At 61.4% G+C, this 23,934-nt stretch carries 25 protein-coding genes and 1 tRNA gene; 15 read left to right on the top strand and 11 right to left on the bottom strand.

The features are described 5' to 3' along the window. Positions 1–3: 3 nt before the first annotated feature. Positions 4–342, bottom strand: coding sequence for a fluoride efflux transporter family protein (locus tag CGLAU_RS10230; protein ID WP_095660612.1), 339 nt, complete (start codon positions 340–342; stop codon positions 4–6). A gap of 109 nt (positions 343–451) precedes the next feature. Further along, positions 452–1,624 (bottom strand): globin domain-containing protein, encoded by a 1,173-nt coding sequence (locus tag CGLAU_RS10225; protein ID WP_095660611.1) that lies wholly within the window; start codon positions 1,622–1,624, stop codon positions 452–454. Between the two features lie 547 nt (positions 1,625–2,171). On the opposite strand from CGLAU_RS10225, the gene pgm reads away from it, so the two are divergent. The 4 genes from pgm to CGLAU_RS10200 all read left to right on the top strand — a co-directional run bounded on the left by pgm (position 2,172) and on the right by CGLAU_RS10200 (position 5,349). Continuing rightward, on the top strand, positions 2,172–3,830 hold the full coding sequence (gene pgm / locus CGLAU_RS10215) for a phosphoglucomutase (alpha-D-glucose-1,6-bisphosphate-dependent) (protein ID WP_095660609.1): 1,659 nt from the start codon (positions 2,172–2,174) through the stop codon (positions 3,828–3,830). A 71-nt stretch (positions 3,831–3,901) separates the two neighbouring features. Continuing rightward, a complete protein-coding gene (locus CGLAU_RS10210; protein ID WP_232507106.1) occupies positions 3,902–4,423 on the top strand; it encodes a MauE/DoxX family redox-associated membrane protein in 522 nt (173 codons plus the stop codon). Between the two features lie 18 nt (positions 4,424–4,441). Beyond that, positions 4,442–5,185, top strand: a complete 744-nt coding sequence (locus CGLAU_RS10205) for a DsbA family protein (RefSeq protein ID WP_095660608.1) — start codon at positions 4,442–4,444, stop codon at positions 5,183–5,185. Positions 5,186–5,276: 91 nt separating this feature from the next. Further along, positions 5,277–5,349, top strand: a tRNA-Ala gene (locus CGLAU_RS10200). 113 nt (positions 5,350–5,462) lie between these two features. Here the strand turns inward: CGLAU_RS10200 and CGLAU_RS10195 are convergent. The 5 genes from CGLAU_RS10195 to CGLAU_RS10175 all read right to left on the bottom strand — a co-directional run bounded on the left by CGLAU_RS10195 (position 5,463) and on the right by CGLAU_RS10175 (position 7,813). Continuing rightward, the gene (locus CGLAU_RS10195; RefSeq protein WP_095660607.1) at positions 5,463–5,864 is read right to left on the bottom strand and encodes a DMT family transporter; all 402 of its coding nucleotides are present in this window, start codon (positions 5,862–5,864) and stop codon (positions 5,463–5,465) included. Positions 5,865–5,898: 34 nt separating this feature from the next. Continuing rightward, positions 5,899–6,219: a DMT family transporter gene (locus tag CGLAU_RS10190; protein WP_095660606.1), complete on the bottom strand. Its 321-nt coding sequence runs from the start codon at positions 6,217–6,219 to the stop codon at positions 5,899–5,901. A gap of 22 nt (positions 6,220–6,241) precedes the next feature. After that, the gene (locus tag CGLAU_RS10185) at positions 6,242–6,709 is read right to left on the bottom strand and encodes a nucleoside deaminase (protein ID WP_095660605.1); all 468 of its coding nucleotides are present in this window, start codon (positions 6,707–6,709) and stop codon (positions 6,242–6,244) included. Continuing rightward, positions 6,702–7,316: a DsbA family oxidoreductase gene (locus CGLAU_RS10180; RefSeq protein WP_198304924.1), complete on the bottom strand. Its 615-nt coding sequence runs from the start codon at positions 7,314–7,316 to the stop codon at positions 6,702–6,704. The genes CGLAU_RS10185 and CGLAU_RS10180 overlap by 8 nt, the downstream gene beginning before the upstream one ends. A 71-nt stretch (positions 7,317–7,387) precedes the next feature. Continuing rightward, complete coding sequence (locus CGLAU_RS10175; protein ID WP_232507105.1) at positions 7,388–7,813, bottom strand: MarR family winged helix-turn-helix transcriptional regulator; 426 nt, start codon at positions 7,811–7,813, stop codon at positions 7,388–7,390. A 147-nt stretch (positions 7,814–7,960) separates the two neighbouring features. Here CGLAU_RS10175 and CGLAU_RS10170 point away from each other — a divergent pair, with 147 nt between their 5' ends. Beyond that, positions 7,961–8,455 carry a methylated-DNA--[protein]-cysteine S-methyltransferase gene (locus CGLAU_RS10170; RefSeq protein WP_095660603.1) on the top strand — a complete coding sequence of 165 codons (495 nt, stop codon included), beginning with the start codon at positions 7,961–7,963 and terminating at the stop codon, positions 8,453–8,455. After that, positions 8,448–9,206 (top strand): fructosamine kinase family protein, encoded by a 759-nt coding sequence (locus CGLAU_RS10165; protein WP_095660602.1) that lies wholly within the window; start codon positions 8,448–8,450, stop codon positions 9,204–9,206. The genes CGLAU_RS10170 and CGLAU_RS10165 overlap by 8 nt, the downstream gene beginning before the upstream one ends. Before the next feature lie 9 nt (positions 9,207–9,215). Here CGLAU_RS10165 and nadE read toward each other — a convergent pair whose 3' ends face one another. After that, positions 9,216–10,061, bottom strand: coding sequence for an ammonia-dependent NAD(+) synthetase (gene nadE / locus CGLAU_RS10160; protein ID WP_095660601.1), 846 nt, complete (start codon positions 10,059–10,061; stop codon positions 9,216–9,218). Between the two features lie 26 nt (positions 10,062–10,087). Between nadE and CGLAU_RS10155 the strand changes: the two genes are divergently transcribed. The 5 genes from CGLAU_RS10155 (at position 10,088) to nrdE (ending at position 15,153) form a co-directional block, all read left to right on the top strand. Next, positions 10,088–11,470 (top strand): sugar porter family MFS transporter, encoded by a 1,383-nt coding sequence (locus CGLAU_RS10155; protein ID WP_095660600.1) that lies wholly within the window; start codon positions 10,088–10,090, stop codon positions 11,468–11,470. A 131-nt stretch (positions 11,471–11,601) separates the two neighbouring features. Further along, positions 11,602–11,724 (top strand): type B 50S ribosomal protein L36, encoded by a 123-nt coding sequence (ykgO, locus tag CGLAU_RS10150; RefSeq protein ID WP_005288826.1) that lies wholly within the window; start codon positions 11,602–11,604, stop codon positions 11,722–11,724. A gap of 342 nt (positions 11,725–12,066) precedes the next feature. After that, positions 12,067–12,294 (top strand): glutaredoxin-like protein NrdH, encoded by a 228-nt coding sequence (gene nrdH / locus CGLAU_RS10145; RefSeq protein WP_095660599.1) that lies wholly within the window; start codon positions 12,067–12,069, stop codon positions 12,292–12,294. 94 nt (positions 12,295–12,388) lie between these two features. Then, positions 12,389–12,922: a class Ib ribonucleoside-diphosphate reductase assembly flavoprotein NrdI gene (gene nrdI / locus CGLAU_RS10140; RefSeq protein WP_095660598.1), complete on the top strand. Its 534-nt coding sequence runs from the start codon at positions 12,389–12,391 to the stop codon at positions 12,920–12,922. 77 nt (positions 12,923–12,999) lie between these two features. Continuing rightward, positions 13,000–15,153 (top strand): class 1b ribonucleoside-diphosphate reductase subunit alpha, encoded by a 2,154-nt coding sequence (nrdE, locus tag CGLAU_RS10135; RefSeq protein ID WP_095661171.1) that lies wholly within the window; start codon positions 13,000–13,002, stop codon positions 15,151–15,153. A 19-nt stretch (positions 15,154–15,172) separates the two neighbouring features. On the opposite strand, the gene CGLAU_RS10130 is transcribed toward nrdE, so the two are convergent. Then, the gene (locus tag CGLAU_RS10130; RefSeq protein ID WP_095660597.1) at positions 15,173–15,607 is read right to left on the bottom strand and encodes a VOC family protein; all 435 of its coding nucleotides are present in this window, start codon (positions 15,605–15,607) and stop codon (positions 15,173–15,175) included. A gap of 96 nt (positions 15,608–15,703) precedes the next feature. Then, on the bottom strand, positions 15,704–16,417 hold the full coding sequence (locus CGLAU_RS10125) for a FadR/GntR family transcriptional regulator (protein WP_095660596.1): 714 nt from the start codon (positions 16,415–16,417) through the stop codon (positions 15,704–15,706). A gap of 170 nt (positions 16,418–16,587) precedes the next feature. Here CGLAU_RS10125 and nrdF point away from each other — a divergent pair, with 170 nt between their 5' ends. The 4 genes from nrdF to CGLAU_RS10105 all read left to right on the top strand — a co-directional run bounded on the left by nrdF (position 16,588) and on the right by CGLAU_RS10105 (position 21,817). Next, positions 16,588–17,607, top strand: coding sequence for a class 1b ribonucleoside-diphosphate reductase subunit beta (nrdF, locus tag CGLAU_RS10120; protein WP_095660595.1), 1,020 nt, complete (start codon positions 16,588–16,590; stop codon positions 17,605–17,607). 288 nt (positions 17,608–17,895) lie between these two features. After that, a complete protein-coding gene (ctaD, locus tag CGLAU_RS10115) occupies positions 17,896–19,674 on the top strand; it encodes an aa3-type cytochrome oxidase subunit I (RefSeq protein WP_095660594.1) in 1,779 nt (592 codons plus the stop codon). Positions 19,675–19,817: 143 nt separating this feature from the next. Continuing rightward, positions 19,818–21,071: a phosphoserine phosphatase SerB gene (gene serB, locus CGLAU_RS10110; protein ID WP_095660593.1), complete on the top strand. Its 1,254-nt coding sequence runs from the start codon at positions 19,818–19,820 to the stop codon at positions 21,069–21,071. Continuing rightward, positions 21,068–21,817, top strand: a complete 750-nt coding sequence (locus tag CGLAU_RS10105; RefSeq protein WP_415877131.1) for an aminoacyl-tRNA hydrolase — start codon at positions 21,068–21,070, stop codon at positions 21,815–21,817. Before serB ends, CGLAU_RS10105 begins: the two co-directional genes overlap by 4 nt. Before the next feature lie 154 nt (positions 21,818–21,971). Here CGLAU_RS10105 and CGLAU_RS10100 read toward each other — a convergent pair whose 3' ends face one another. Further along, positions 21,972–23,930 carry an ATP-dependent DNA helicase gene (locus tag CGLAU_RS10100; RefSeq protein WP_198304918.1) on the bottom strand — a complete coding sequence of 653 codons (1,959 nt, stop codon included), beginning with the start codon at positions 23,928–23,930 and terminating at the stop codon, positions 21,972–21,974. Positions 23,931–23,934 lie beyond the last annotated feature (4 nt).

Below are 23,934 nucleotides of genomic sequence, written 5' to 3'. Positions count from 1 at the left end.
GCCCTAAGCCCCCCTCAACCTGTCACCTGCGAGCCAGGCGCACACGCAACCGACGAAACTGAGCACCATGAACACCAGCGCGGCGAGTGCCGACGCCTGCGCCGACGCAAGGGCGAGCGCGGAGAAGGTGGTGAACCCGCCGAGGAAACCGACGCCGATAAATGGCCCGGGTTTGAGCGCGCCCATGGCGAAACTGCCGACGATGTTGATGGCCAGCGTGAGCGCGAACTCGGCGGCGAGGCCGACGGTGGGCACAGCAGCCACGATGAGGAAGCGCGCGAGCGCCCCCAGCCCGGCACCGAGACCCACAAGCAGGGGTTCTTTTCCACTCTGAACAGGCACGTCGGTGAAGTGTACTTGAGAATGCAGAGGCGGTTAGCCTATTCCCCTTCGACAGGCCGGGACAGTGTGGGGTGCGTTTCGGCGCAACCCCCGGCGAGACTCCGGGGGTTTAACCCACGAGCCAATCATTCGGGCTGAACAGCTCGAAGTAGACACCCTTGGGGGATTTGTCGACCGGCAGGGCTTCAATGTCGGCGCGCAGAGCCTGCAGAAATGTCACACCGCCGCAGAGATAGACATCGGCACCAGCAAGGTCGTATTCCGCGATGTTCACCCGCTGACCGGCATCCCTGAAAGACACTCCCATTGTTGCATCCGCGATTGAGGCAATGAGCTCGCGCGATTCCTCGCGCTGAGCCCAGGATTCTTCGCTTACATCTGCGTGGATGTATGTCACCTTGCGGCTCGGCTCTTCTGCGGCGAGATGACCGAGAATACTTACCATTGGAGTGGAGCCGATACCGGATGAGACGAGCACTACCGAGTTGTCCCCTTCATGGAGGACCAGGTCGCCAGCGGCGAGGGTCGCATCCATGGTGTCTCCGACTTCAATGTTGTCGCGCAAGAAGGTGGAAACCTCACCCTCGGTGAGAACCGCGATGCGGTAATGGTTCGCGTCACCACCGATGATGGAATACTGGCGCAGCTGTCGAGCACCGTCGGGAAGCTTAACACCGACGGAGGTGTACTGACCCGGTCGCGGCACCGAGAAGTCCCCGGTCAAAGTGTAGGCAGTCACATCCTCGCTGAGCCTTTTCTTCTCGGTGACCGTTGCGGTGCGAAACACTTCACTGGGGGTCACGTTATCGGAGGCGTAGAGCTTGGCCTCGTGTTTGATCAGAACGTCCGCCATGAGCCAGTAGACCTTGTCCCAGGCTTCCGCGACCTCCGGCGTGACGGCATCCCCCAGCACATCGACGATGGCGGCCATGAGGTTGTCATGGACGATCTGATACTGGTCGGGGGTGATGCCGAGTGAAACATGCTTATGGGCAATACGGTCGAGCATCATCACCGGGTCGGGTGCGTCCGGGTCAACCAGCTGCGCGGCGAAGGTGGCCACCGAAGCTGCCAGTGCTTTCTGCTGGGCACCCTGTTTCTGATTACCTCGGTTGAACAGGTCGGAGAGCAACTCCGGGTGCGCGGCGAACATCTTGGAGTAAAAGACGCGGGTGATGGTTTCGATATTTTCCCCGACCAAAGGCAGCGTTGCCCTGACGGTTTCGCTGTGTTCCGGACTTAAGTGGGCTGATTTGGTGTCGGGCAGATCGGTGACGAACACGTGGTGATCCTCTCACGGGACGGAATGTTTATAACCGAGTTTATCCGTGTTTAATAAGGGGGTGAAGTCACCACAACCTAGCCACCTGGGGCGGGATTGGATGGCCCCTCAGACGAAGGAGGTTAGTTGGCGACTGGAGCCTTGGCCATCTTGTAGAGAGGTGCTCTCGCATGCTCCATGTGGGCCGGTTTGGCTGCCTGCTACGCCGCCCGCAGGATAGCGGCGTTCAGTTAAGAACATGTCGAGCATCTCACCCAATCGCTTAAAAGAAGCTCCCAACACATTCGCTTCTAGGAAAAGCATCCGCATACGCGTTCCCAAAAGCTCACTGCTTATTTCGCGCTTTGCATGAGCTGCTTCCAGTGCCTCTCGGCGACTTTGCGCATAGTCGCCGCCGGGGTCTGTTTCCCACAGCTGGGCGGCTTTCTTACCGCCCCTGCGGCCCATGGTGCCCAGAGCCTTGCGCTGGCTTGTGATGACGTACCTCGCAGTCGGTGTAGCCTCGCGTTAAAGCACACTTCCACACCCCGCGACAAGGAGCACGACCATGGCACACGAACGCGCCGGACAGCCGGCCCGCCCCGAGGACTTGATCGACATCGCCGAACTGGTCACGGCGTATTACACCCGCGACATCGACGCTTCCGACCCGGATCAGCAGGTCGCGTTCGGTACCTCCGGCCACCGCGGCTCCAGCCTGGACAACGCGTTCAACGAGGCGCACATCCTGGCTACGACGCAGGCGATTGTGGATTACCGCCGCGAAAACTCCATCGGCGGCCCGGTATACATCGGCCGCGATACCCACGCGCTCAGCGAGCCGGCGATGATCTCCGCAATGGAGGTGCTGCTGGCCAACGGCGTCGAGGTGCTGGTGGACGCGGAGGGTCGCTACACCCCGACACCGGCGGTGTCGCACGCGATTCTATCCCACAACGCGCAGCTCTCTGGTGGTGTGACCGGCACCGATCCGAAGCGTGCCGACGGCATCGTGATCACGCCGTCGCATAACCCGCCGCGCGACGGTGGCTTCAAGTACAACCCGCCGAACGGCGGCCCGGCCGGCACCGACGCGACCGACTGGATTGCGCAGCGCGCGAACGAGTACCTGGTCCGCGGGCTGGAGGGCGTGCAGCGGGCGTCGGTAAGCGGCGTGCTGGATGAGCGCGCGGGCCGCTTCGAGTTCAAGCAGCGCTACGTTGCGGACCTGGTCAACGTGATCGATATCGAGGCGATCCGCGGCTCCAACCTCTCGATCGGGGCTGACCCCATGGGCGGCGCCTCGGTGGATTACTGGGGCGCGATCGCGGAAGCACACGGCTTGAACCTCACCGTGGTCAACCCGGAGGTTGACGCGACCTGGCGGTTCATGACGCTGGACACCGACGGCAAGATCCGCATGGATTGCTCCTCGCCGAATTCCATGGCCTCGCTGGTGCACAACCGAAACAAGTACGACATCGCCACCGGCAACGACGCGGACGCGGACCGCCACGGCATTGTCACTCCGGACGCTGGCCTGATGAACCCGAACCACTACCTGGCTGTGGCCATCGAGTACCTATTCAGCCACCGCGACGGCTGGTCCGAGGGCACGGCAGTGGGCAAGACACTCGTGTCCTCGTCCATGATTGACCGGGTAGTTGCATCGCTCGGCCGCAAGCTCGTTGAGGTCCCGGTCGGATTCAAGTGGTTCGTGCCCGGGCTTATCGACGGCTCCGTGGGCTTCGGCGGAGAAGAATCCGCAGGCGCATCCTTCCTGCGCAAGGATGGCACCGTGTGGTCGACCGATAAGGACGGTTTGATCCTGGACCTGCTCGCTGCGGAGATCACCGCGGTGACGGGCAAGACCCCGTCGGAGCGCTACCACGAGCTCCAGGATGCGTTCGGCCAGCCGGCCTACGCGCGTATTGACGCACCGGCGAACCGCGAGCAGAAGGCGACGTTAAAGGCGCTGTCCCCGGAGCAAGTGCCGGCAACCGAGCTGGCGGGCGAGGCGATTACCGCGAAGCTCACCGAGGCACCGGGCAACGGCGCTGCCATCGGCGGGCTCAAGGTGACCACCGAAAACGCCTGGTTCGCGGCGCGTCCGTCCGGCACCGAGGACAAGTACAAGATTTACGCCGAGTCCTTCAACGGTGAAGCGCACTTGAAGCAGGTGCAAGACGAAGCGGTTGCAATCGTCTCCGAGGTGCTGGGGCAGTAGATCTCGGGAGTAACCAGTGACACACCCGCGTCTCGTTCCCGCAGGGCGGGGCGTGGACTAGGGTCAATCAGGTGAGTTCTTCTACCGCAGTCAAGCCTGCCGACGACACGGCAACAACGCAAGCTGGCACCGCCACCCGCAGTACCGGGGAGCTTGTGCTGGACATCCTCTCCGCGCTGGCCCGATTCGGCATGGCCTACGTGTGGATCAATGCCGGGTGGCAGAAAGTCACCGAGTCACACATCAACATGGTGCAGACGGTCGAGGCCTACGAGATCTTCACCCCGTATTGGTCGGACCTCATTGCGCAGGTGATCGGCCCGCTCGAGTTGGCTGGCGGTTTGCTGCTGCTGCTCGGCATCAAGATCCGTTGGGCGGGCGGGGTGTCGATTGGGGTGCTGCTGATCTTCATCATGGGCCTGTACTCAGCGCACACTCGTGGCCTGGTGATTGATTGCGGTTGTTTTGACCCCGCGACGGCGGATCCCCAAGAGGGGGCGCTGCTGAAATCGATCTGGCGCGACGTGGCATATCTGGCCGTCACCGCGTTCATGATGTGGCGACCATTTAAGAAGTTCGCAATTTACCCGTAAATAACAGGAGACCTAATCGTGAGTACCCGCAAAGTTGAGAACCCGAACTCCAAGGGCAATTCGGCCTTCCTTTGGGCCGTGTTGGCCGTGCTGGCTATCGCCGCACTGGTGATCGGCATGATCGTGTACAAAGGCCGTGCGGAGCAAACCCAGGCGAAGCAGGATGAAGTGATTGATGTCTCGGGCATCAACGTGGAATGGGCTGGAGGCGATAGTGTGATCCGGCTTAGCGGATCGAACGCGGATGCCCCAGTCGCTGACTACTACGAGGACTTTTCTTGCTCCTACTGTGCGGAGTTGCACGTGGCCGCTGACGCGCAAATGATCGAGGCGCTCAAGGCTGGAGAAATTCGCGTGGATCTGCGTCCGATGACCAACCTTGACCGCGGAGAGGTGGGCCACTCCACCACTGGTTTGGCGGCAATGCTCGCCCTGCTCGCGACCGGTGACTACGATGTCGCGTTCACGCTGCGCGATTACTTGTTTGTGAACCAGCAGAGCGTGTATTCGCAGATCGACAACAACGCCATCGCGGATTTGGCGGCCGACTGGGGCGCGTCTGACCAAGCCATTATGGACATCCGCGACGGCAAGTTCATCGAGACCGCGCAGGAGATGGGTGCTGAGAACTCGAAGCACCAGGAGGAGCTGAAGGGTAAAGCGTGGACGCCGCGCGTGCTTATCGACGGCACTGATGCCGAGGAACTCGGCGCGCCTCGTGACCAGTGGGTGGAGACCCTCAAGAACTCCAAGAGTAACTAACCTGGGGATTTGGCCGCCCATGGGGCGGCCGGTATATTGAGCGGAGTTGCTTCTCGCCGCCAACGCGGTAGGTGGAAGCTCTCCGAAACAAGGGGCTATGGCGCAGTTGGTAGCGCACCACACTGGCAGTGTGGGGGTCACGGGTTCGAATCCCGTTAGCTCCACTTTACTGGTAAGGCTCGAGACCAAGCCATCTTGGATGGTTGCAGCTCGGGCCTTATTGCCCTCTCTGCCCCGGGAGAGGGACTCCAATGCTTAGCAGCAAGCACTTCCTGGCTCAGCTTACTGCATCCGTACGGGAATTGAGTTTCGTGCTGTCGGCAAGCTTGAGCCAGACGACTCCAGCAATGATTACGGCGAGCCAGATGGCCTTGGATGTGGTGAAGGATTCGTCGAAGAAGACAGGGCCGAGAACGGCTGACCCGACAGCTCCGATTCCTGCCCACACGGCGTAGCCGATGCCAACATCGATGCGCTTCAGCGCGACGCTGAGGAAGTACAAGGTGCACAAGAAGAACACGAGTGCGACAAGAGACCACGATAGATTGGTGAAGCCCCGGCTGCCGTTGACGCTCAGGGCATAGCCGACCTCGAAGGCACCCGCGAGCAAAAGCGCAGCCCATGGTCCAGCATTGCTAGTTTGAGTTGAAGTGACGGTGTCCGTGTTGGTGGTAGTCATGATGGATTCTCCTTTTCAATAGTTTGCTGTTGGCCTAGGCGGAACCTGCGAGGTTGAGACCGACAACTCCGACGATGACGATGGCGATGCCGAGGAGCTTCTTCCAGGTCAACCGCTGGTTGAGGAAGAGAGCACCGACGATAACGATCCCGACACCGGCGAGGGAGGTCCATAGGGCGTAGCCGACGCCGACATCGAAGGAGAGAAGCGCGAGGCTCAGGAAGAAGGTAGCGATGGCGCCACTGATCAAGGTCGCAATTGTCCAGGGGATGTTTCGGAAACCTTGAGCCTTTCCGGCTGCGATCCCGACCGTGACTTCGAAGACGACGGCGATAGAGAGGTAAAGCCACTGCATGGCAACGGTCCTTTCCGTTGGGTCAGATGTTGTGGAGGCTGAGGAAGCGAGTGAAGGGTTCGGTATCACCGGGCACTCGCAGAGGGTGCATGTGAGAGCCCCGGATCGTGTCCGTAATCCCGAAAGATCGATAGCTATCGCGATAGTCGAAGCCGAGTGCTGCGACCTCGTCGCGGGGGACGGCCACACGAATGTCAGTGATTCCTGTGTCGAGGGCGTATCGGTAGCACATGCCGCACGGTTCACCCGTGGCCAGCAGGATCGTGCCGCGAAGCTCAGTACGTCCAGAGGCCGCGAGGGCATCACGGATGGCGACGATCTCGGCGTGAGCCGTTGGGTCGCCGGTTTCGTGAACGCGGTTAACGCCAAACTCCGAGAGCACTCGTTCACCGTCGACGATCACTCCAACGAACGGAATGCCGCCGCTCTCAACATGGGCCAACGATGCGGCGACAGCTTTGGTCAGCACATGTTGTAAGAAGTCAGTCATCCTGGCCTCCAGAGGTATACGCTGCGTCGACAGCGTTCTTCAGCCGGGTCGCGCTGGGGATGCCTTGGAGGAGCTTGCCGTTGACAACGAAGCTGGGAACTGCGGTCACGCCGACCGTCTCGGTGGCGTAAGCCAAGTCAGCTCGATGTTGACGTAGCCGCTCGGGGCTTCTCATGGCTTGGCGGGCTAAAGCGGCTTCAATTCCTACGCTCTCAGCGATGTTGACTATTACGTCCTCGTCGCCGATGTCGCGGTCCTCCTGGAAGAAGGCCGCGAACACCGCTCGCGAGTAGGCCTCAGCAACGCCGTGCTCTTGAGCGAGCTGCAGCACAAGGAACGCCTTTTCTGTGCGAGGTTGCGGCGAAACACTCGGTAGCCTTACCGGTACATTCACGCGCTCGGCCATGGGGTAGACCGAATCGCGCCATACGCGCGGCAAGTACTCATCCTCTGGTCGCAAGGTGGGTACCGGGTCGGGGCGCAACTCGAACGGCCGAACCCTGAGCTGCACGTCGCGGTCACGTTTCAGCTCCTCGATGGCCGGTTCGACCAGAAAACAAAACGGGCAGACGTAGTCGACGTACACGTCAACAATAATTGGTGTCACAGTACTCTCCTTACTGTATGCACATGCATGTATATGGGTATGGATTGGTCTTGGCAGGGCGGGTTGAAGGGTCAGGACGGGTAGTTGAGGATGGTGCTGAAAGCACGGCTCGTTGCTGGGTCATTGGTGATCGTGCTGGCGACCAGCGTCTGGAGGCGTTCGACGTAGGGCACGGCCAGTGTGTGTACCAAGTTGAGCCCGGCCTCGGTGATAACTGCGTAGATTCCGCGGCCATCGTCCGGGCAGGTATCTCGCACAACAAGACCCTTGGTTTCGAGTCGTGCAACAAGTCGGGTTGTTGAGCTTTGGTTGAGTCCGACCTGTGTGGATAGTTCAGTGATTCGCAGTTCGTGATCTGGGGCCTCGCTGAGTAGAGTCAGCGCACGAAAATCGGTGAGTCCCAACCCGTGGCTATGAGTCAGCCACTTGTTCAGCGCTGCCTCGATCTCGCCTACGGTTGCGGTCACTGTGGTCCACGAAGCTCCGGGCTCCTTCACTCTCTCCAGCCCCCTTCTGTAATGTACATTCCTGTACATGCATCGAATGTAGATGGTGATTTGCCCCTCGTCAACAGATGGGCCACTGGGGGTTGGGAACTCAAACTTCAGCGACTCGTTTGAAAAGGGTGCGTAACCTCGAAACCGATGGACGATTTCTATTTCCGCATTCACTGCACACCGGTGGGCGAGCTGCTCAGCGTCAGCAGCGACACCGGCCTGGTGAAAGTCGAGCTCGACCCGGCGAAGTTCGAGGCGGTTGTTGGCGAGTTGGGGGCTCGGGAGGGCGTGCAAGGGGCCGTCGATAAGCAAATTGCTCAATACTTTGCCGGCGAGCTGAAGGAGTTCGACCTCCCGCTGGATTGGCGGTTTTCGTCCGGCACCTACCAGAAGGCGCAGGTTGCTTTGCGACGGATCCCTTACGCGCAAACCGTGAGCTACGCCGAATTGGCCGAGGCTGCGGGCATCCCGGGTGCCGCGCGAGTGGCGGGGACGGCCTGCGCGAAGAATCCGCTGCCGATTGTGGTGCCGTGCCATCGGGTAGTACGTGCGGACGGGGCGATGGGCAACTACGCCGGGGGCGTTGAGATGAAACGATTCCTATTGGATCTCGAGCGAGAGGTGGATGCACGTAATGACTGAACGGTTTACCAAGCACGGGTCGGGCCCGCACTCGGCCGCGGCGGAGGCGGCGTACCTGCGCTGGCTACGTGAAGGTTCGGACGCGGTGGTGGAGGTGTTCGAGGTGGATGACGCCGCGAATACGCTGACCATTGAGCGCGTCGCCACCACCCGCCCAACGGCGGAGGCTGCCCGTCAAGGCGGCCGCGAGCTTGCGGCGATTCACGCGATGGGCGCGGCGGCGTTCGGTGCCCCGGCCGACGGTTGGGACGGCCCGAACTATATCGGCCGCGCGCAGCAGGACTGCATTCCCACGCAGCGGTGGGCTGACTTCTACGTGCACCAACGAGTCCTGCCCTTCGCGGACAAAGCCGTTGCGGCGGGGAATTTGGATGAGCGTGGGTTAGACGTCGTTAAGCAAGCGTGCGAAGCGCTCCTGGCTGAGGATGAGGACGCACCGCTGGCCCGCATCCATGGTGATCTGTGGAGTGGCAATCTGCTCTTTGGCACGGACCGCGCGCGGTTCATTGACCCTGCGGCGCACGGCGGGCACCCACTCACGGACATTGCGATGCTCGAGCTTTTCGGGGCACCCCACTGGGAGGCATTCGTGGAGGGTTACCTCGAGCAGGGCTTGCTTAACGACGATTGGCGTGCTCGAATTCCCGCGCACCAGATGCACCCGCTCGCGGTCCATGCTTACACCCACGGGCCGAGCTACGGCTCCGCCTTGGTGCGGGCGGCTGAAGCGACGCTTGACGTGGTGGGGTAGCGCTGGACGCTAGCGCCACCACGTGTCGTTGGGGCCCGGCGGGAGGTGGCGCTTGTGCTGGCCGTTTCGCCAGAGGCGCTCGAGGCGGGTGCGAGCCTCGTCCGAAACTTGCTTGCCTTCGAGGTAATCGTCGATCTCTGCGTAGGTGACACCGAGTGCTTCCTCGTCCGGAAGCGCTGGGCGGTCATCCTCGAGGTCCGCAGTGGGGACTTTCTCCCAGAGGCGGCGGTCCGCGCCCATCCGCTCGAGAATCTGGGCGCCCTGTCGCTTATTCAGGCCGGCGAGCGGCATGAGGTCGGCGGCACCGTCGCCGAACTTGGTGAAGAACCCGGTGAGGTTCTCCGCGGCGTGGTCAGTGCCGATCACCAGCATTCCGCGCTCACCTGCGATGGCGTACTGCGCCACCATGCGCATGCGCGCTTTGACGTTGCCCTTGTTGAAGTCGGTGAGTTTGGCATCGCCCAGCTCGCCGGCGACCTCGGCGCTGAGCGCGTTGGTGGGTTCCTTGATGTTCACCGTCACCGTTTCATCGGGGCGGATGAACTGGAGCGCGAGCTGCGCGTCGTCCTCATCGGCTTGCTCACCGTGCGGCAACCGCACCGCAATGAAGCGCGTCCTCGCGCCCTGAGCCCGAGCTTTGTGCACCGCAAGCTGGGCGAGACGACCGGCGAGCGTCGAGTCTTGTCCGCCGGAAATGCCAAGCACAAAACCGGATGCGTGCGTCTTCTCGAGGTACTTCACTAGGAAGTCGACTCGGGTGCGCAGTTCTTCGACTGGATCGATTAAGGGCTTGACTCCCAGGGCCTTTATGATGTCAGCCTGCAACTTTTCGGATGTTCCGGACATGACAGACATGCTATACCGTGTGCATATTAAGTTGCATGGGATCAAACGCACAGCCTGTGCAGGGGGTAACTCCAGCAGCTACCCGATATGTTCGCACCGTGGCCGCAACTGCGGCACTCGGGGGATTGCTGTTCGGGTACGACACCGGTGTCATGAGCGGCGCATTGCTATTCATCACCCCAGATTTCGGCATGACACCGTCACAAGAGGGATTTGTCACCTCGATGCTGCTAGTTGGCGCCGCAATCGGTGCGCTGACCGGCGGAGCGGTGGCGGATGCGTTGGGAAGGCGCCGCACGCTCATTCTTTCCGGCGTGATCTTCGTCGTCGGTTCCGGGTGGTGCGCGCTTGCCGGGGGAGTTGGCTCCCTCGCCGCCGCGCGCACGCTTCTGGGTTTTGCGGTGGGTGCAGTTTCTATTGTCACTCCGATGTACATCGCGGAGGTCGTGCCCGCGGCGGTGCGCGGACGGCTCGTTTCGCTGAACACGCTCCTCATCGTCGTGGGGCAGCTGTTGGCATATCTGGTCAACTCGCTGCTCGCGCCGACCGGAAATTGGCATCTGATGCTCGGAGCGGCGGCTGTCCCCGGCCTCATGCTGGCCGTCGGCATGCTCATGCTGCCCGAGACCCCGCTGTGGCTCGCGCGCCGCGGCCGGTTGGAAGAGGCCACCACAGTCGCTACGAGGGTGGGCATTACTTACGACGAACTCGACATCGCGCACAAGGAGGATGTCGCGCGCCGGGCTCAGGACAGCAATGAATGGGCGGAGTTCACCCGCCACCGCTGGCTTCGCGTAACAGTGCTCATCGCCGCCCTGCTGGGCATCACGCAGCAGATCACGGGCGTGAACGCGATCGTCTACTTCGCTCCGACGATGATGAATAAGGTCGGATTGTCCACTGAGAATGCCGTGTACACGTCTATCGTGATCGGAGTAGTTTCGGTGGTGGCGTGCTGGATTGGTCTCCAAGTCATCGACAAGATCGGTCGGCGCAAGCTGCTGCTGATCGGGCTCACCGGCAACGTAGTGTTCCTCGCGGCCCTCGCCCTGATGTACCGGGCCGCCGAGCAGAATGCCTCGTTGGCCTGGGTCGCACTTGCGTGCATGGCGGGCTTCATCGCCTCGCAACAAGCGGCAGTCTCGCCCACGACGTGGCTGCTTATATCCGAGCTGGTGCCGCCGCAGATCCGCGGTTTGGGGATGGGACTTGCCGGGCTTGCGTTGTGGAGCATGAACTGGGTGGTCGCACAATTCTTCCTCCCGCTCGTCGACGCTTTCTCCGCCACCGCAATTTTCGCGGTATTCGCTATCTTCGGCATCGTGGCCGCGATCTTTGTCACCCGCCACGTGCCCGAGACGATGCGCCGGAGCTTGGAAGATGTGGCTGGCGAAATGGAACGTCGGTATGCGAGGTAGCACGCGAGGCGTCTTGGTCGAAGGTTTGGTTCCCACGCGCGCGGCGTGTAGTGTGTACTGACGTGTTGCGACGCGGTGGAAACGCCGGACGTCGCTGTGATTGAGAAACCTGCTAAAGAAAGGAGCGCCCGATGAAGGTCCGCAAGTCGCTTCGGTCGCTGAAGAACAAGCCGGGCGCTCAGGTTGTGCGCCGCCACGGCAAGGTCTACGTGATTAACAAGAAGGATCCGCGCTTCAAGGCTCGCCAGGGCTAGTCGCTCGACCCTCTTAAGATCCCGTCGCTTTCGGATATTGCTCCGGAAACGGCGGGATTTCGGCATTTTTAAGACATGCCTTTGAGCTGGCACGAAACTCTAAGCAAAAATTAATTGCACGGATGTAAGCAGTTTTCCGGAAAACCTGTGAAACAGAGACTACATATGGGTAATTCTATTGCCCCATCCTGCGAATACCACCTATGTAACTACTATATGTAGTGTTAGTTGCTGTAGTTTCACCCAAGGTATAGTGTCTCTGGTGTGCCGCCGAGGGGATTCGGCGCAATAATTGTTTGGGAACGAATCGTGCGGGATCACCGCGCAGAAAGAGGCACGAGGATGTCTATCACCGTTTACACCAAGCCGGCTTGCCAGCAGTGCCGTGCAACTACCCGCGCGCTCGACAAGGCCGGGCTTAACTACAACCTCGTTGACATCTCGCTCGACGACTCTGCTCGCGATTACGTGATGGCTCTGGGGCACCTGCAGGCGCCGGTCGTTGAGGTCGATGGTGAGCACTGGTCCGGCTTCCGCCCCGACCGCATCCGCGGTCTCGCTGCCGCCTAACGGCCTGCAGTTCCAAGATCTGCCACAAACAACACAGCAAAAACAACACAACACAACTCAGCACTAGAAGAAGGGCTAGAAAAAGGGAGCGGCAATGTTAGTCGTGTACTTTTCCTCCGCCACCGAGAACACGAAACGATTCGTAGAAAAGGTGGGCTTGCCCTCTCGTCGCATCCCCCTCCATCGCACCAGCGGGGAGCTGATTGTCGACGAACCCTATGTGCTGATCTGCCCGACCTATGGGGGAGGGGTATCGCTCACACATGAGAATTCTCGCCCCGTGCCGCCGCAGGTCATTCGCTTCCTGAACAACGAGCACAACCGCAGTCTCATTCGTGGCGTGATCGCCGCTGGAAACTCAAACTTCGGCGCGGACTTTTGCCGTGCAGGCGAAGTGATCTCTGCGAAGTGCGGTGTGCCGTACCTCTACCGCTTCGAGTTGATGGGGGTGAGCGACGACGCCGCCCGTGTTCGTTCCCAGTTGCTTGGGCACGCGGAACGTCTGGGGCTCGCCCCGCTCAACGCGGACGACGTGGCGTACGTCGAACAGGCCCCTGTAAGCGATGAAAACGCAGAGCGCTTGGCGCGGTACCGCGCGAAGTACGCAAAGAAACACGCCGCCGTTTAGATCAGCTTCACCTTACTTATCCTCCGCCCTGCTTCATAAGCCCGAAAGGCCTAACCGTGACCACCACTGCGCCCGAGATCCTTGGTAAGAACGTTCCAGAGCCTGCGACCAAGGCAGACCAGCTGGATTTCCACGCGCTGAACGCGCTGCTTAACCTGTACGACGAGAACGGCCAGATCCAGTTTGATAAGGACCGCGAGGCGGCCAACCAGTTCTTCCTCCAGCACGTCAACCAGAACACCGTCTACTTCCATGATCTGGAAGAAAAGATGGACTACCTGGTGGAGAACAAATACTACGAGCCGGAGACGATCGAGAAGTATGACTGGGACTTTGTGAAGTCCACTTTTAAGCGCGCGTACTCCTACAAGTTCCGCTTCAAGACGTTCCTGGGCGCGTACAAGTACTACACCTCGTACACGCTGAAGACGTTTGACGGCTCGCGCTACCTCGAGCGCTTCGAAGACCGCGTCTCCATGACCGCCCTCTTCCTCGCAAACGGCGACGAGGATTTGGCCACCGCGCTTGTCGGCGAAATCATGACCGGCCGCTTCCAGCCGGCCACGCCGACGTTCCTGAACGCGGGCAAGGCACAGCGCGGCGAGCTCGTCTCATGCTTCCTTTTGCGCATCGAGGACAATATGGAGTCCATCGGTCGTGCGATCAACTCTTCGCTGCAGCTTTCGAAGCGCGGCGGCGGTGTCGCGCTGCTGCTGTCGAACATTCGCGAGTCCGGTGCCCCGATCAAGCACATTGAGAACCAGTCCTCCGGTGTCATCCCCGTGATGAAGCTTCTGGAAGACTCCTTCTCCTACGCCAACCAGCTCGGGGCACGCCAAGGCGCCGGCGCGGTATACCTCCACGCGCACCACCCGGACATCATGCGCTTCTTAGACACCAAGCGCGAGAACGCGGATGAGAAGATCCGCATTAAGACGCTCTCCCTTGGCGTGGTCATCCCGGACATCACGTTCGAGCTGGCGAAGCGTAACGACGATATGTACCTGTTCTCCCCGTATGATGTCGAGCGCGTTTACGGTAAGCCGTTCGCGGACATCTCAATCACCGAGAAGTACGCGGAAATGGTGGAGGATCCGCGCATCCGTAAGACCAAAATCAAGGCGCGCCAGTTCTTCCAGACCATCGCAGAGATCCAGTTCGAGTCCGGCTACCCGTACATCCTGTTTGAGGACACTGCGAACAAGGCCAACCCGGTCAAGACCGGCCGCATCAACATGTCTAACCTGTGCTCTGAGATCCTGCAGGTGAACTCGGCTTCCGAGCTCAACGACGATCTCACGTACGACACGATCGGCCACGACATCTCGTGCAACCTCGGTTCCCTGAACATCGCGATGACGATGGATTCAGACAACTTCTCCCGCACTGTTGAGACCGCGATCCGCGGTTTGACCGCGGTGGCTGATTCCACCTCCATCCACTCGGTACCGTCTGTGCGCGAAGGCAACGATGCCTCCCACGCGATTGGCCTCGGCCAGATGAACCTGCACGGCTACCTCGGCCGCGAGCACATCGAGTACGGCTCCGAGGAAGGCCTGGACTTCACCAACGCATACTTCGCCGCCGTGATGTACGAGTGTGTGAAGGCCTCCCACAAGATTGCCGTTGAAAAAGGTGAAGCGTTTGCCGACTTCGAGCACTCCGAGTACGCCTCGGGCGCGTTCTTTGACCGCTACGATCCCGCCGACTTCCAGCCGAAGACAGAGAGGGTTAAGGCACTTTTTGACGCCAGCGACATCGCAGTCCCAACCACCGAGGAATGGGAGGAGCTGAAGCAGGCAGTCGCCCGCGACGGTATTTACAACCGCTACCTGCAGGCGGTGCCGCCGACCGGCTCGATCTCCTACATCAACAACTCCACGTCGTCGATCCACCCGATCGCCTCCAAGATCGAAATTCGCAAGGAAGGCAAGATCGGCCGCGTGTACTACCCGGCACCCCACATGGATAACGAGAACGCGGAATACTTCAAGGACGCGTACGAGATCGGGTACGAAAAAATCATCGACACGTACGCTGAGGCCACGAAGTACGTTGACCAGGGCCTGTCATTGACGCTGTTCTTTAAGGACACCGTGACCACCCGAGACATCAACCGCGCGCAGATTTACGCATGGCGCAAGGGCATCAAGACCTTGTACTACATCCGCCTGCGTCAAATGGCGCTGGAAGGCACCGAGGTCGAGGGCTGCGTTTCCTGCATGCTCTAGGCGGGCCGATCTTGCGTAGTTAGTTTTGACCGCCGTCGCTGGAGGTGGTGACATTCCAGCGCACGCCAAAACGGTCTTCGACGACACCGAAGTGATCGCCCCACGGTGCCACCGCGAACGGCATGTGCACTAGGCCACCGTCGGCGGTCAGCTTCTCAATGAGCTGCTCGCCTTCTTCGTGGCTAGACACCTCGGCGGTGAAGTTGATGTCGCCGGGGCTCAACTTCTCGGCGGAGCGCTGAAGGTCGTCGCCACCGGTGAGCGAGAACGGACCCGATAGGAACCCGTTGGCGACCGCCTCGCGTGGGGCGTCAAAGGGGAATTCGACGCCGGCGTCGATCTGCTCACCGTAAGTAATCACATGCAGATCACCGCCGAATACGGAGTGGTAGAACTTGAAAGCCTCAGCGGCAATTCCCGGGAACGACATGTACGCAGACGTTGAAATAGTCATGCGGGGAAGTTTAGGACCGCGAAGTTTGCCCGGCAATGGCAAACGCATGGGGGAGTGGGAGCCGCGTCCGGCAGGCCGTCGATAAGCGAAAAGCTTCTAGATTTCCATGAACTGACTGATGCCGTGCAGGAGGCTGCGGGAGGTGCGCTCGGAGGCCTGGACATCGCCGCGTTCAATGGCTTCGGCGAGGTCGGAATGGAGGCGCATGGTGGCGATCTCCGGCTCATCCGGCATGATGCCGTACCGGGTGCGGCCTTCGAGCACGTTCATGATGGGTTCGGCGAGAGCGGCGAACATTTCGTTGCCCGATGCAATGAGGAGGAGGGTGTGGAACTCCTTGTCTGATTCCAGGAACTCCTCAGTGTTACCCGCCCCGGCTTCCGTGAGCTCTGAGAGATGCTGTGCGAGCTCTTTCAGCCGTGCGACTTGCTCCTCGTTCGCGTTGATGGCGGCGAGAGCTGCGGCGATCGGCTCGACGGCGGTGCGCAGCGAATCCAGCGAGCGGATTTGGTCAGGCCGCTGGGACTCGCAGGCCAAGCGCCAAGCAATGACTGAGCGGTCGAAAACTGCCCACTCGCTCTGGGGAAGCACACGAATGCCGACGCGGCGGGACGAGGTGACCAAGCCGAGCTGCTCCAGCGCGCGCATGGCCTCTCGGGCGACGGTGCGCGAAATTTCAAACCGGGTTGAGAGGTCTTGCAGGGTGAAGGTGTGGCCGGCGGGCATTGCCCCGGAGACGATTTCCTTGCCCAGTGTGGCGAGGACTGACGCCAACAGCGGCTCGGCTGCGGACTCTCGGGGGGCCGGCATAGTTCTCCTTCGTCCTGGTTGCGTGCCTCGAAACGATTAATAGTTTAATCAAGCTCTCCCGGTGTGGTGTGAGCAGGTTCAACTATAGAACTCGCATAAGAAATATATAGCTGTTATGAAATAGCAGGGGTCACAGCTCGGAGGGCTGCCGTCGGGCTACTATTGGCAGCATGAGCCACGAGGATTACCAGGGCGGGCAGGATTACCAGGACTACGAGGACTACGTCGATGCCCACCCCAAGCCGTTGAAGGCGATTAACTGGAACGAGATTCCGGACGACAAAGATCAAGAGGTGTGGGACCGGTTGACCGGAAACTTCTGGCTGCCGGAAAAAATCCCCGTGTCCAACGATATCCCGAGCTGGAACACGCTTAACGCCGACGAGAAGCTGTCGACCATGCGCGTGTTTGCGAACCTCACGCTGCTGGACACGCTGCAAGGCACTGTCGGCGCGGTATCGCTCATTCCGGACGCGCGCACCCTTCATGAGGAAGCGGTGCTGACCAACATCGCGTTCATGGAGTCGGTGCACGCAAAGAGCTACTCCAACATCTACATGACGCTCGCGAGCACTCCAGAGATTAACGACGCATTCCGTTGGACCGAGGAAAACGAAGAGGTTCAGCGCAAGGCCAAAATTGTCGAAAGCTTCTACGTGGGCGATGACCCGCTGAAGAAGAAAGTCGCGTCAGTGATGCTGGAGTCCTTCCTTTTCTATTCGGGCTTCTACCTGCCGCTGAACTGGTCTGTGCACTCCAAGCTGACGAACACCGCCGACATTATCCGTCTGATCATTCGCGACGAGGCGGTGCACGGCTACTACATCGGCTACAAGTATCAGGTGGCACTGCGCGATGAGTCTGAAGCGCGTCGCGATGAACTCAAGGAGCACGCCTTCGATCTGCTCTACGACCTCTACGACAATGAGATCCAGTACACCGAGGATCTCTACGACCCGCTGGGTTGGACCGAGGATGTCAAGCGCTTCCTGCGCTACAACGCGAACAAGGCGCTGAACAACCTTGGGTACGAGGGGCTGTTCCCGGCCGATGAAACCCGGGTATCGCCGGCGATCTTGGCTTCGCTTGCACCGAACGCCGACGAAAACCACGACTTCTTCTCGGGTTCCGGCTCCTCCTACGTGATCGGTAAGGCGGAGGACACCCAGGACGACGACTGGGACTTCTAAGTCATACTGTTGGCCGTCCGGCTCACACGCCGCGCGCGCCCCCGTTTGGGTTAACCCACGGTGGCTGGCGCGGCTTTTGTTTCGGTCCTGAACTGCGTTAATAGACAGTTGACTAGCCATAATCCCAAACACCGAGGCCGGAAGGATAGACTCAGGGCCGTAGCCCGCCTGTGGAGGCTGGCAATTTCATGAACCGATAGTTATTATTATCCGGTATCAAATTTGGCTTTTCGTGCTTCACCTGCGCAATTGCGGGGGGAGTCCTGAGGCCGTATTCAGGAGGATCGTATGACCGCTGTGGCGCCAAGGCTGGACAATTACGTCCCGCCGACTCGTCCGGAACCGACTGGCAACGCACGCCGTGGTTCCCAGATGTATAAGCAGCTGACCACGACCGACCACAAGGAACTGGGCGTGATGTACATCATCATGTCGTTCGTCTGGTTCTTCGTGGGCGGCCTAATGGCCTTGCTCATTCGCGCCGAGCTGTTCAGCCCGGGGCTTCAGTTCCTGTCAAACGAGCAGTTCAACCAGCTCTTCACCATGCACGGCACCGTGATGCTTCTGGCATTCGGCACCCCGATCGTGTGGGGCTTCGCCAACTACGTGCTGCCGCTGCAGATCGGCGCGCCGGACGTGGCGTTCCCGCGTCTGAACGCGTTTGGTTTCTGGGTCACCACCGTCGGTGTCTTTGCGATGCTTGCGGGCTTCCTCACCCCGGGCGGTGCGGCCGACTTCGGCTGGACCATGTACATGCCGCTGGCTGATGCAACGCACACCCCGTCCGTGTCCGCGAACCTTTGGGTCGTGGGTGTCGGTGCGACCGGTGTCGGCACCATTGCTTCGGCGGTCAACATGCTCACCACCGTGCTGACCATGCGCGCGCCGGGTATGACCATGTTCCGCCTGCCGGTATTCACCTGGACCATCTTTGTGACCTCGATCATCGCACTGATGATCTTCCCGCTGCTGACCGCAGCTGCAATGGGCGTCCTCTTCGATCGTTTGCTTGGCGGCCACATCTACGACACCGCTAACGGCGGTGCCATCCTGTGGCAGCACCTCTTCTGGTTCTTCGGCCACCCGGAGGTCTACGTTCTCGCACTGCCGTTCTTCGGCATCATCTCCGAGATCATCCCGGTCTTCAGCCGCAAGCCGATCTTTGGCTACATCGGCCTGGTCTTCGCAACCCTGGCGATTGCAGGCCTGTCGATGGCAGTGTGGGCACACCACATGTTCGCCACCGGCGCAGTGCTTCTGCCGTTCTTCTCCTTCATGACCTTCCTGATCGCCGTGCCGACCGGTGTGAAGTTCTTCAACTGGGTGGGCACGATGTGGAACGGTCGCATCACCTTCAATTCCCCGATGATGTGGGTCATGGGCTTCCTGTTCACCTTCCTCTTCGGTGGTCTGACCGGCATCATGCTCGCTGCTCCGCCGCTGGACTTCCACCTGCACGATTCCTACTTCGTGGTTGCTCACTTCCACTACACCCTCTTCGGTACCGTGGTGTTCTCCGCGATCGCAGGTGTCCACTTCTGGTTCCCGAAGATGACGGGTCGCATGCTGGACGAGAAGCTGGCGAAGCTTTCCTTCTGGCTGGTTTTCATCGGCTTCAACATGACCTTCCTGGTGCAGCACTGGCTGGGCAACATGGGTATGCCGCGCCGCTACGCCGACTACCTGGACACCGACGGCTTCACGCTCCTGAACCAGGTTTCCACCGTGGGCGCACTGATCCTGGGTCTTGGCATGATCCCGTTCATCTGGAACGTGTTCAAGTCTTGGCGCTACGGCGAGATCGTCACCGTGGACGATCCGTGGGGCTACGGCAACTCCCTCGAGTGGGCAACTTCCTGCCCGCCGCCGCGCCACAACTTCACCTCCCTGCCGCGCATCCGCTCCGAGCGCCCGGCATTCGAGCTGCACTACCCGCACATGGTTGAGACCATGCGCCGTGAAGCTCACACCGGCCACTCTGAGGACACCCCGGCAACGTGGAAGGGTGCGAGCCACGAGTTCGATCACGTCGACGGCCCAGGCTCGAAGACCTCCCCGAGCGCGTAACTTCGGCGCGGTCAGACCCTCCTGAACGCTGTAGCCCCTCATCGATAGATGAGGGGCTTTGCCGTGCTAACCTGCGCGGGGACGCGGGGAATAGCTGCGTACCGTTTCCTGCCCCCCCCCACAGACACGAAAGTGAGCCGACCATGCCCGCACTCGAGGTCGAACTGCAGGAAGGTTTAAAGCCTGCGATCATCACTACCTCCGGCCCGGACCGCCCGGGCGTGTCAGCCGCGTTTTTCACCGCGCTCGCTCGGCATGAGGTGCAGTTGCTCGACGTTGAGCAGACCAACTTCCGCGGGCGTCTCATGCTGGCGGCACTCGTCGGCATGAACCCGCAGGCACTGACGGACCTTGAGCGCGACCTCCGTGCCGGACTCTGGGAGTTTGGACAGCGGGTGACTATCGAAACCGGGGCAGATACTGCCCAGGTTTCAAGAGCAAGCTCCACTCACGTCGTGGTCGCACTGGGCAACCCGGTCACTGCCGCAGCGGTATCTCGCCTCGGCGAAGTACTCGCAAGTTTCGGCGCGAACATCAACGTGATTCGCGGCATCGCCCAGTACCCGGTGACTGGACTTGAATTCCGCATCACTATTCCGGACTACACCCCGGGCGACGGCAAGGAAATACGTAGGCAGCTCGCCGAACTTTCCGCCGAGTTGGGCATCGATATCGCGATGGAGCACGCGGGCCTGCATCGCCGCGCGAAGCGCCTGGTGTGCTTCGACTGCGACTCCACCTTGATCACCGGCGAGGTCATCGAGATGCTCGCCGCCCACGCAGGCAAGGAGGCTGAAGTCGCCGAAGTCACGGATCGCGCGATGCGTGGCGAGCTCGACTTCGAGGAGTCCTTGCGTGAACGAGTGAAAGCCCTTGCAGGCCTCGACGCCTCGGTCATCGACGAGGTCGCCGCCCAGATTGAGCTCACTCCGGGCGCGCGCACGACAATCCGGACGCTGAACTCCATGGGCTACCGCACCGCAGTGGTGTCCGGTGGCTTCATCCAGGTGCTTGAGGGTCTCGCCGAGGACTTGGAGTTGGACTACGTGCGCGCCAACACTCTTGAGATCGTGGACGGCAAGCTCACCGGCCGCGTCACCGGCAAGGTCGTCGACCGCACCGCGAAGGCCGACTTTCTCGAGGAATTCGCCGCTGACTCCGGGCTCACCATGAACCAGACGGTGGCAGTCGGCGACGGTGCGAATGACATCGACATGCTCTCTCGCGCCGGCCTCGGCATCGCCTTCAACGCGAAGCCCGCTCTCAAAGAAGTCGCGGACGCCAGCGTGAACCACCCGTTCCTGGATGAGGTCCTCTACATCCTCGGCATCCCCCGCGAAGAGATCGACCACGCGAACACCACCGCGGGTATCGACGGCCGAGTCCCGCTTTCGTGACCGAGCAACAGGCAGACTCCTTCGCCGCGGCTCATGCCCTGCTCGCCGAGCTGATCGAAGGGGATTACCGGAACCGAACCGAGGACCCGGACGATCCGTCCACGGTCCAGGCGATGCAGCTCGCGCTCAACTTGCCCAAGCAAGATCCGCCCGCACGTAACCAGGTGCTCACAGATGCCGCCCGCGCCGTCGTCGCCGTATGCCTCGACGAGCGCGCGGGCTCCGAGGGATTCTGGCGCGAACACCTCGCCGCGTGGTACTCGCACCGCATTCGAAAAGTCGCCCGCCGCGCGCGAAACAAGGCGTGGGACAACGTGCAAGTTCTGCCCGGTGTCACCGTCGGCACTGCCCGAGCGTTCGTCCCGTCTGCCACCAACGAAGTCCCGCCCGCTATCGCAAAACTGCAGATCAAAGGCACCGAGCTCGAGGACAGCACTACCACCCCGATCGTCACCGAGGGGCCACTTTTGCTTATCGACGCCTCCTTGACCATGTCATTAGGCAAAGCAGCCGCTCAGGTCGGCCACGCTTCGATGCTCTATGCCGCGGCGCTGCCGTTGGAAAAAGCCCGCGCCTGGGCAAAAACCGGCTTCGTGCTCTCCGTGCGCGAGGTGGACCCGGAGGCTTTCGCGAAGTGCTCGGGCCACCCGAATGCTGTGGTTGTCCGAGACGCTGGTTACACGGAGGTCGCACCTGGATCGGTGACCGTCGTGGCACTCCCGCCCGGCACCGCCCCCATCAGCTGAGGTCTACATTTGCGGCTCCTGGGTGTAGACGTCAAGCGGGGTGCCGGGACAAACGTGCAGGTCGCGTGTGACAGGTGGGGCGCGGATTCGGCTGAGGTCTACAAGTTGGGGGTACGTATGTAGACCTCAGGGGAGCCGGTGGAGGCGGCGGGGGCTAAGAGTTGGCGACGAGGCGGCGCAGGGCTCCGCGGGCGACTTCCGGGTCGGTGGTCTGCCAGAACGGGAGGAGTGAGGATCGCAGGAAGGCGCCGTAACGCTTCGTCGATAAGCGACTGTCCAAGACCGCGATGACCCCGCGATCGTCTACTGAGCGCAACAACCTGCCCGTGCCTTGGGCGAGGAGGAGTGCGGCGTGCGTGGCGGAGACCTCCATGAAGCCGGAGCGTCCTGCGGCATCGGCTGCGTTAGAGCGTGCTTGGAGCAGGGGATCGTCGGGGCGGGGGAAGGGGATGCGGTCGATGATCACGAGCGATAAAGCGCTACCCGGGACGTCCACGCCTTGCCACAGGGAGAGAGTGCCGAAGAGGCAGGAGTTCTCGGCTTTGGCGAACTTGTCCACGAGTGCGCCGGTGGAGTCCTCGCCCTGGAGGTAGATGTCAAAGGGGAGGCGAGAGCGCATTGCTTCGGCGGCCTGATCGGCTGCGCGGCGGGAAGAGAACAGTCCAAGGGTGCGCCCGCCGGCGGCGGTGATCAGCTCGGCGATCTCGTCGAGAGTTTGGTCGGTGAGGCCGTCGCGGCCGGGCGGGGGCAGGTGGCGCGCAGTGTAGAGAATACCGGCCTTTGACGGGTTGAACGGCGTGCCCGCGTCGAGGGAGTCCCATTTGCCGTCGGGTAGGCCCCAAGCTGCGGCCATGGCGTTGAGGTTGCCGCCGACGTTGAGCGTCGCTGAGGCGAGCACCACGGTGGTGTCAGCGAAAAGCTGGGAGCGCAAGAGCGTGGCGACGGAGAGCGGGGCGACCGAGACGGCATCGTCGCCGCGCTCGCTGCGGGTCAGCCAGACGACGTCGCGGTGTTTGGTCACGTCCTCTTCGTCGAAGACGCTCAGGATGCGGTCGACGGCGCTTTCGAGGTCGGAGAGGTGGTTCTTCAAATTGCCGCGTTCAGCGAAGGTCTCGGGGCTATTCTCCGATTCGCCGGGTGGTGCGTCCGCGATTGCGGTGTAGGTCTTGCCCAGCGCGGATGACAGGGCGGCAAAAGCGGCGCGGGCCGGCTCGGAAATAGTCTCCCAGCGGCCCGGTTCCTCGATGCCAATCGCAGCGTTGAAATCATCGACGACATCCTCGAGTACCGCTGTATCTGCGCCGAGTTTGCCGGCGCGGCGGGCGGCGAGCGTGAGCGCGCGGTCCGAGATGATGTTGGTAGCCACGGCGGTGATGCGGTCGTCGAGTTCGTGGGCCTCGTCAATCACCACCGCGGAGTGCTCGGGCAGAATCTGCACGTCACTGAGTGCGTCGATGGCAAGCATGGCGTGGTTGGTCACCACAACGTCGACTTCGCCGGCAGCTTCGCGGGCGAGCTGGGCGAAGCATTCCTCACCGTGTGGGCAGCGCGCGGCGCCGAGGCACTCCGACGAGGTCACCGATACTTGGCGCCACACCAGGTCTGACACACCTGGGACGAGGTCGTCGCGGTCGCCGGTCTCGGTCTCCTCGGCCCACTCGGCAACTCGCTTCACTTCGCGTCCGATTCTGCTCAGGTTGTCTTCCTCGATGAGCGCGTCGGGCGTGTCGTCGTCAAGCGAAAGCTTATGGAGGCAGAGGTAGTTGTTCCGGCCTTTCAAGATGGCGAAAGTCGGCCGGCGCTCCATGAGTGGCTCGAGGGCGTCGGCAAGCCGCGGAAGGTCGCGCTCCACGAGCTGGCGCTGCAGCGCGATCGTGGCGGTGGAAACCACCACGGTGGAGTTGGTGCGCTGGGCATGCAGGATCGAAGGGACGAGGTACGCGAGCGATTTGCCGGTACCGGTGCCGGCCTGCACCGCGAGGTGGCGCTCAGAGTCGAAGGCGCGGGTGACGGCCTGGGCCATCGCGAGCTGACCGGGGCGCGGGGTGCCGCCGATGGCGTCGACGGCGGCCGCGAGAAGGTCTTCGGTAGTTTGCGACAGGGGCTGGCTCACAACC

The sequence above is a fragment of the Corynebacterium glaucum genome (assembly GCF_002287505.1).
GTDB classification, from domain to species: Bacteria; Actinomycetota; Actinomycetes; order Mycobacteriales; family Mycobacteriaceae; genus Corynebacterium; species Corynebacterium glaucum.
This window is presented reverse-complemented; position numbering and strand designations above follow the sequence as displayed.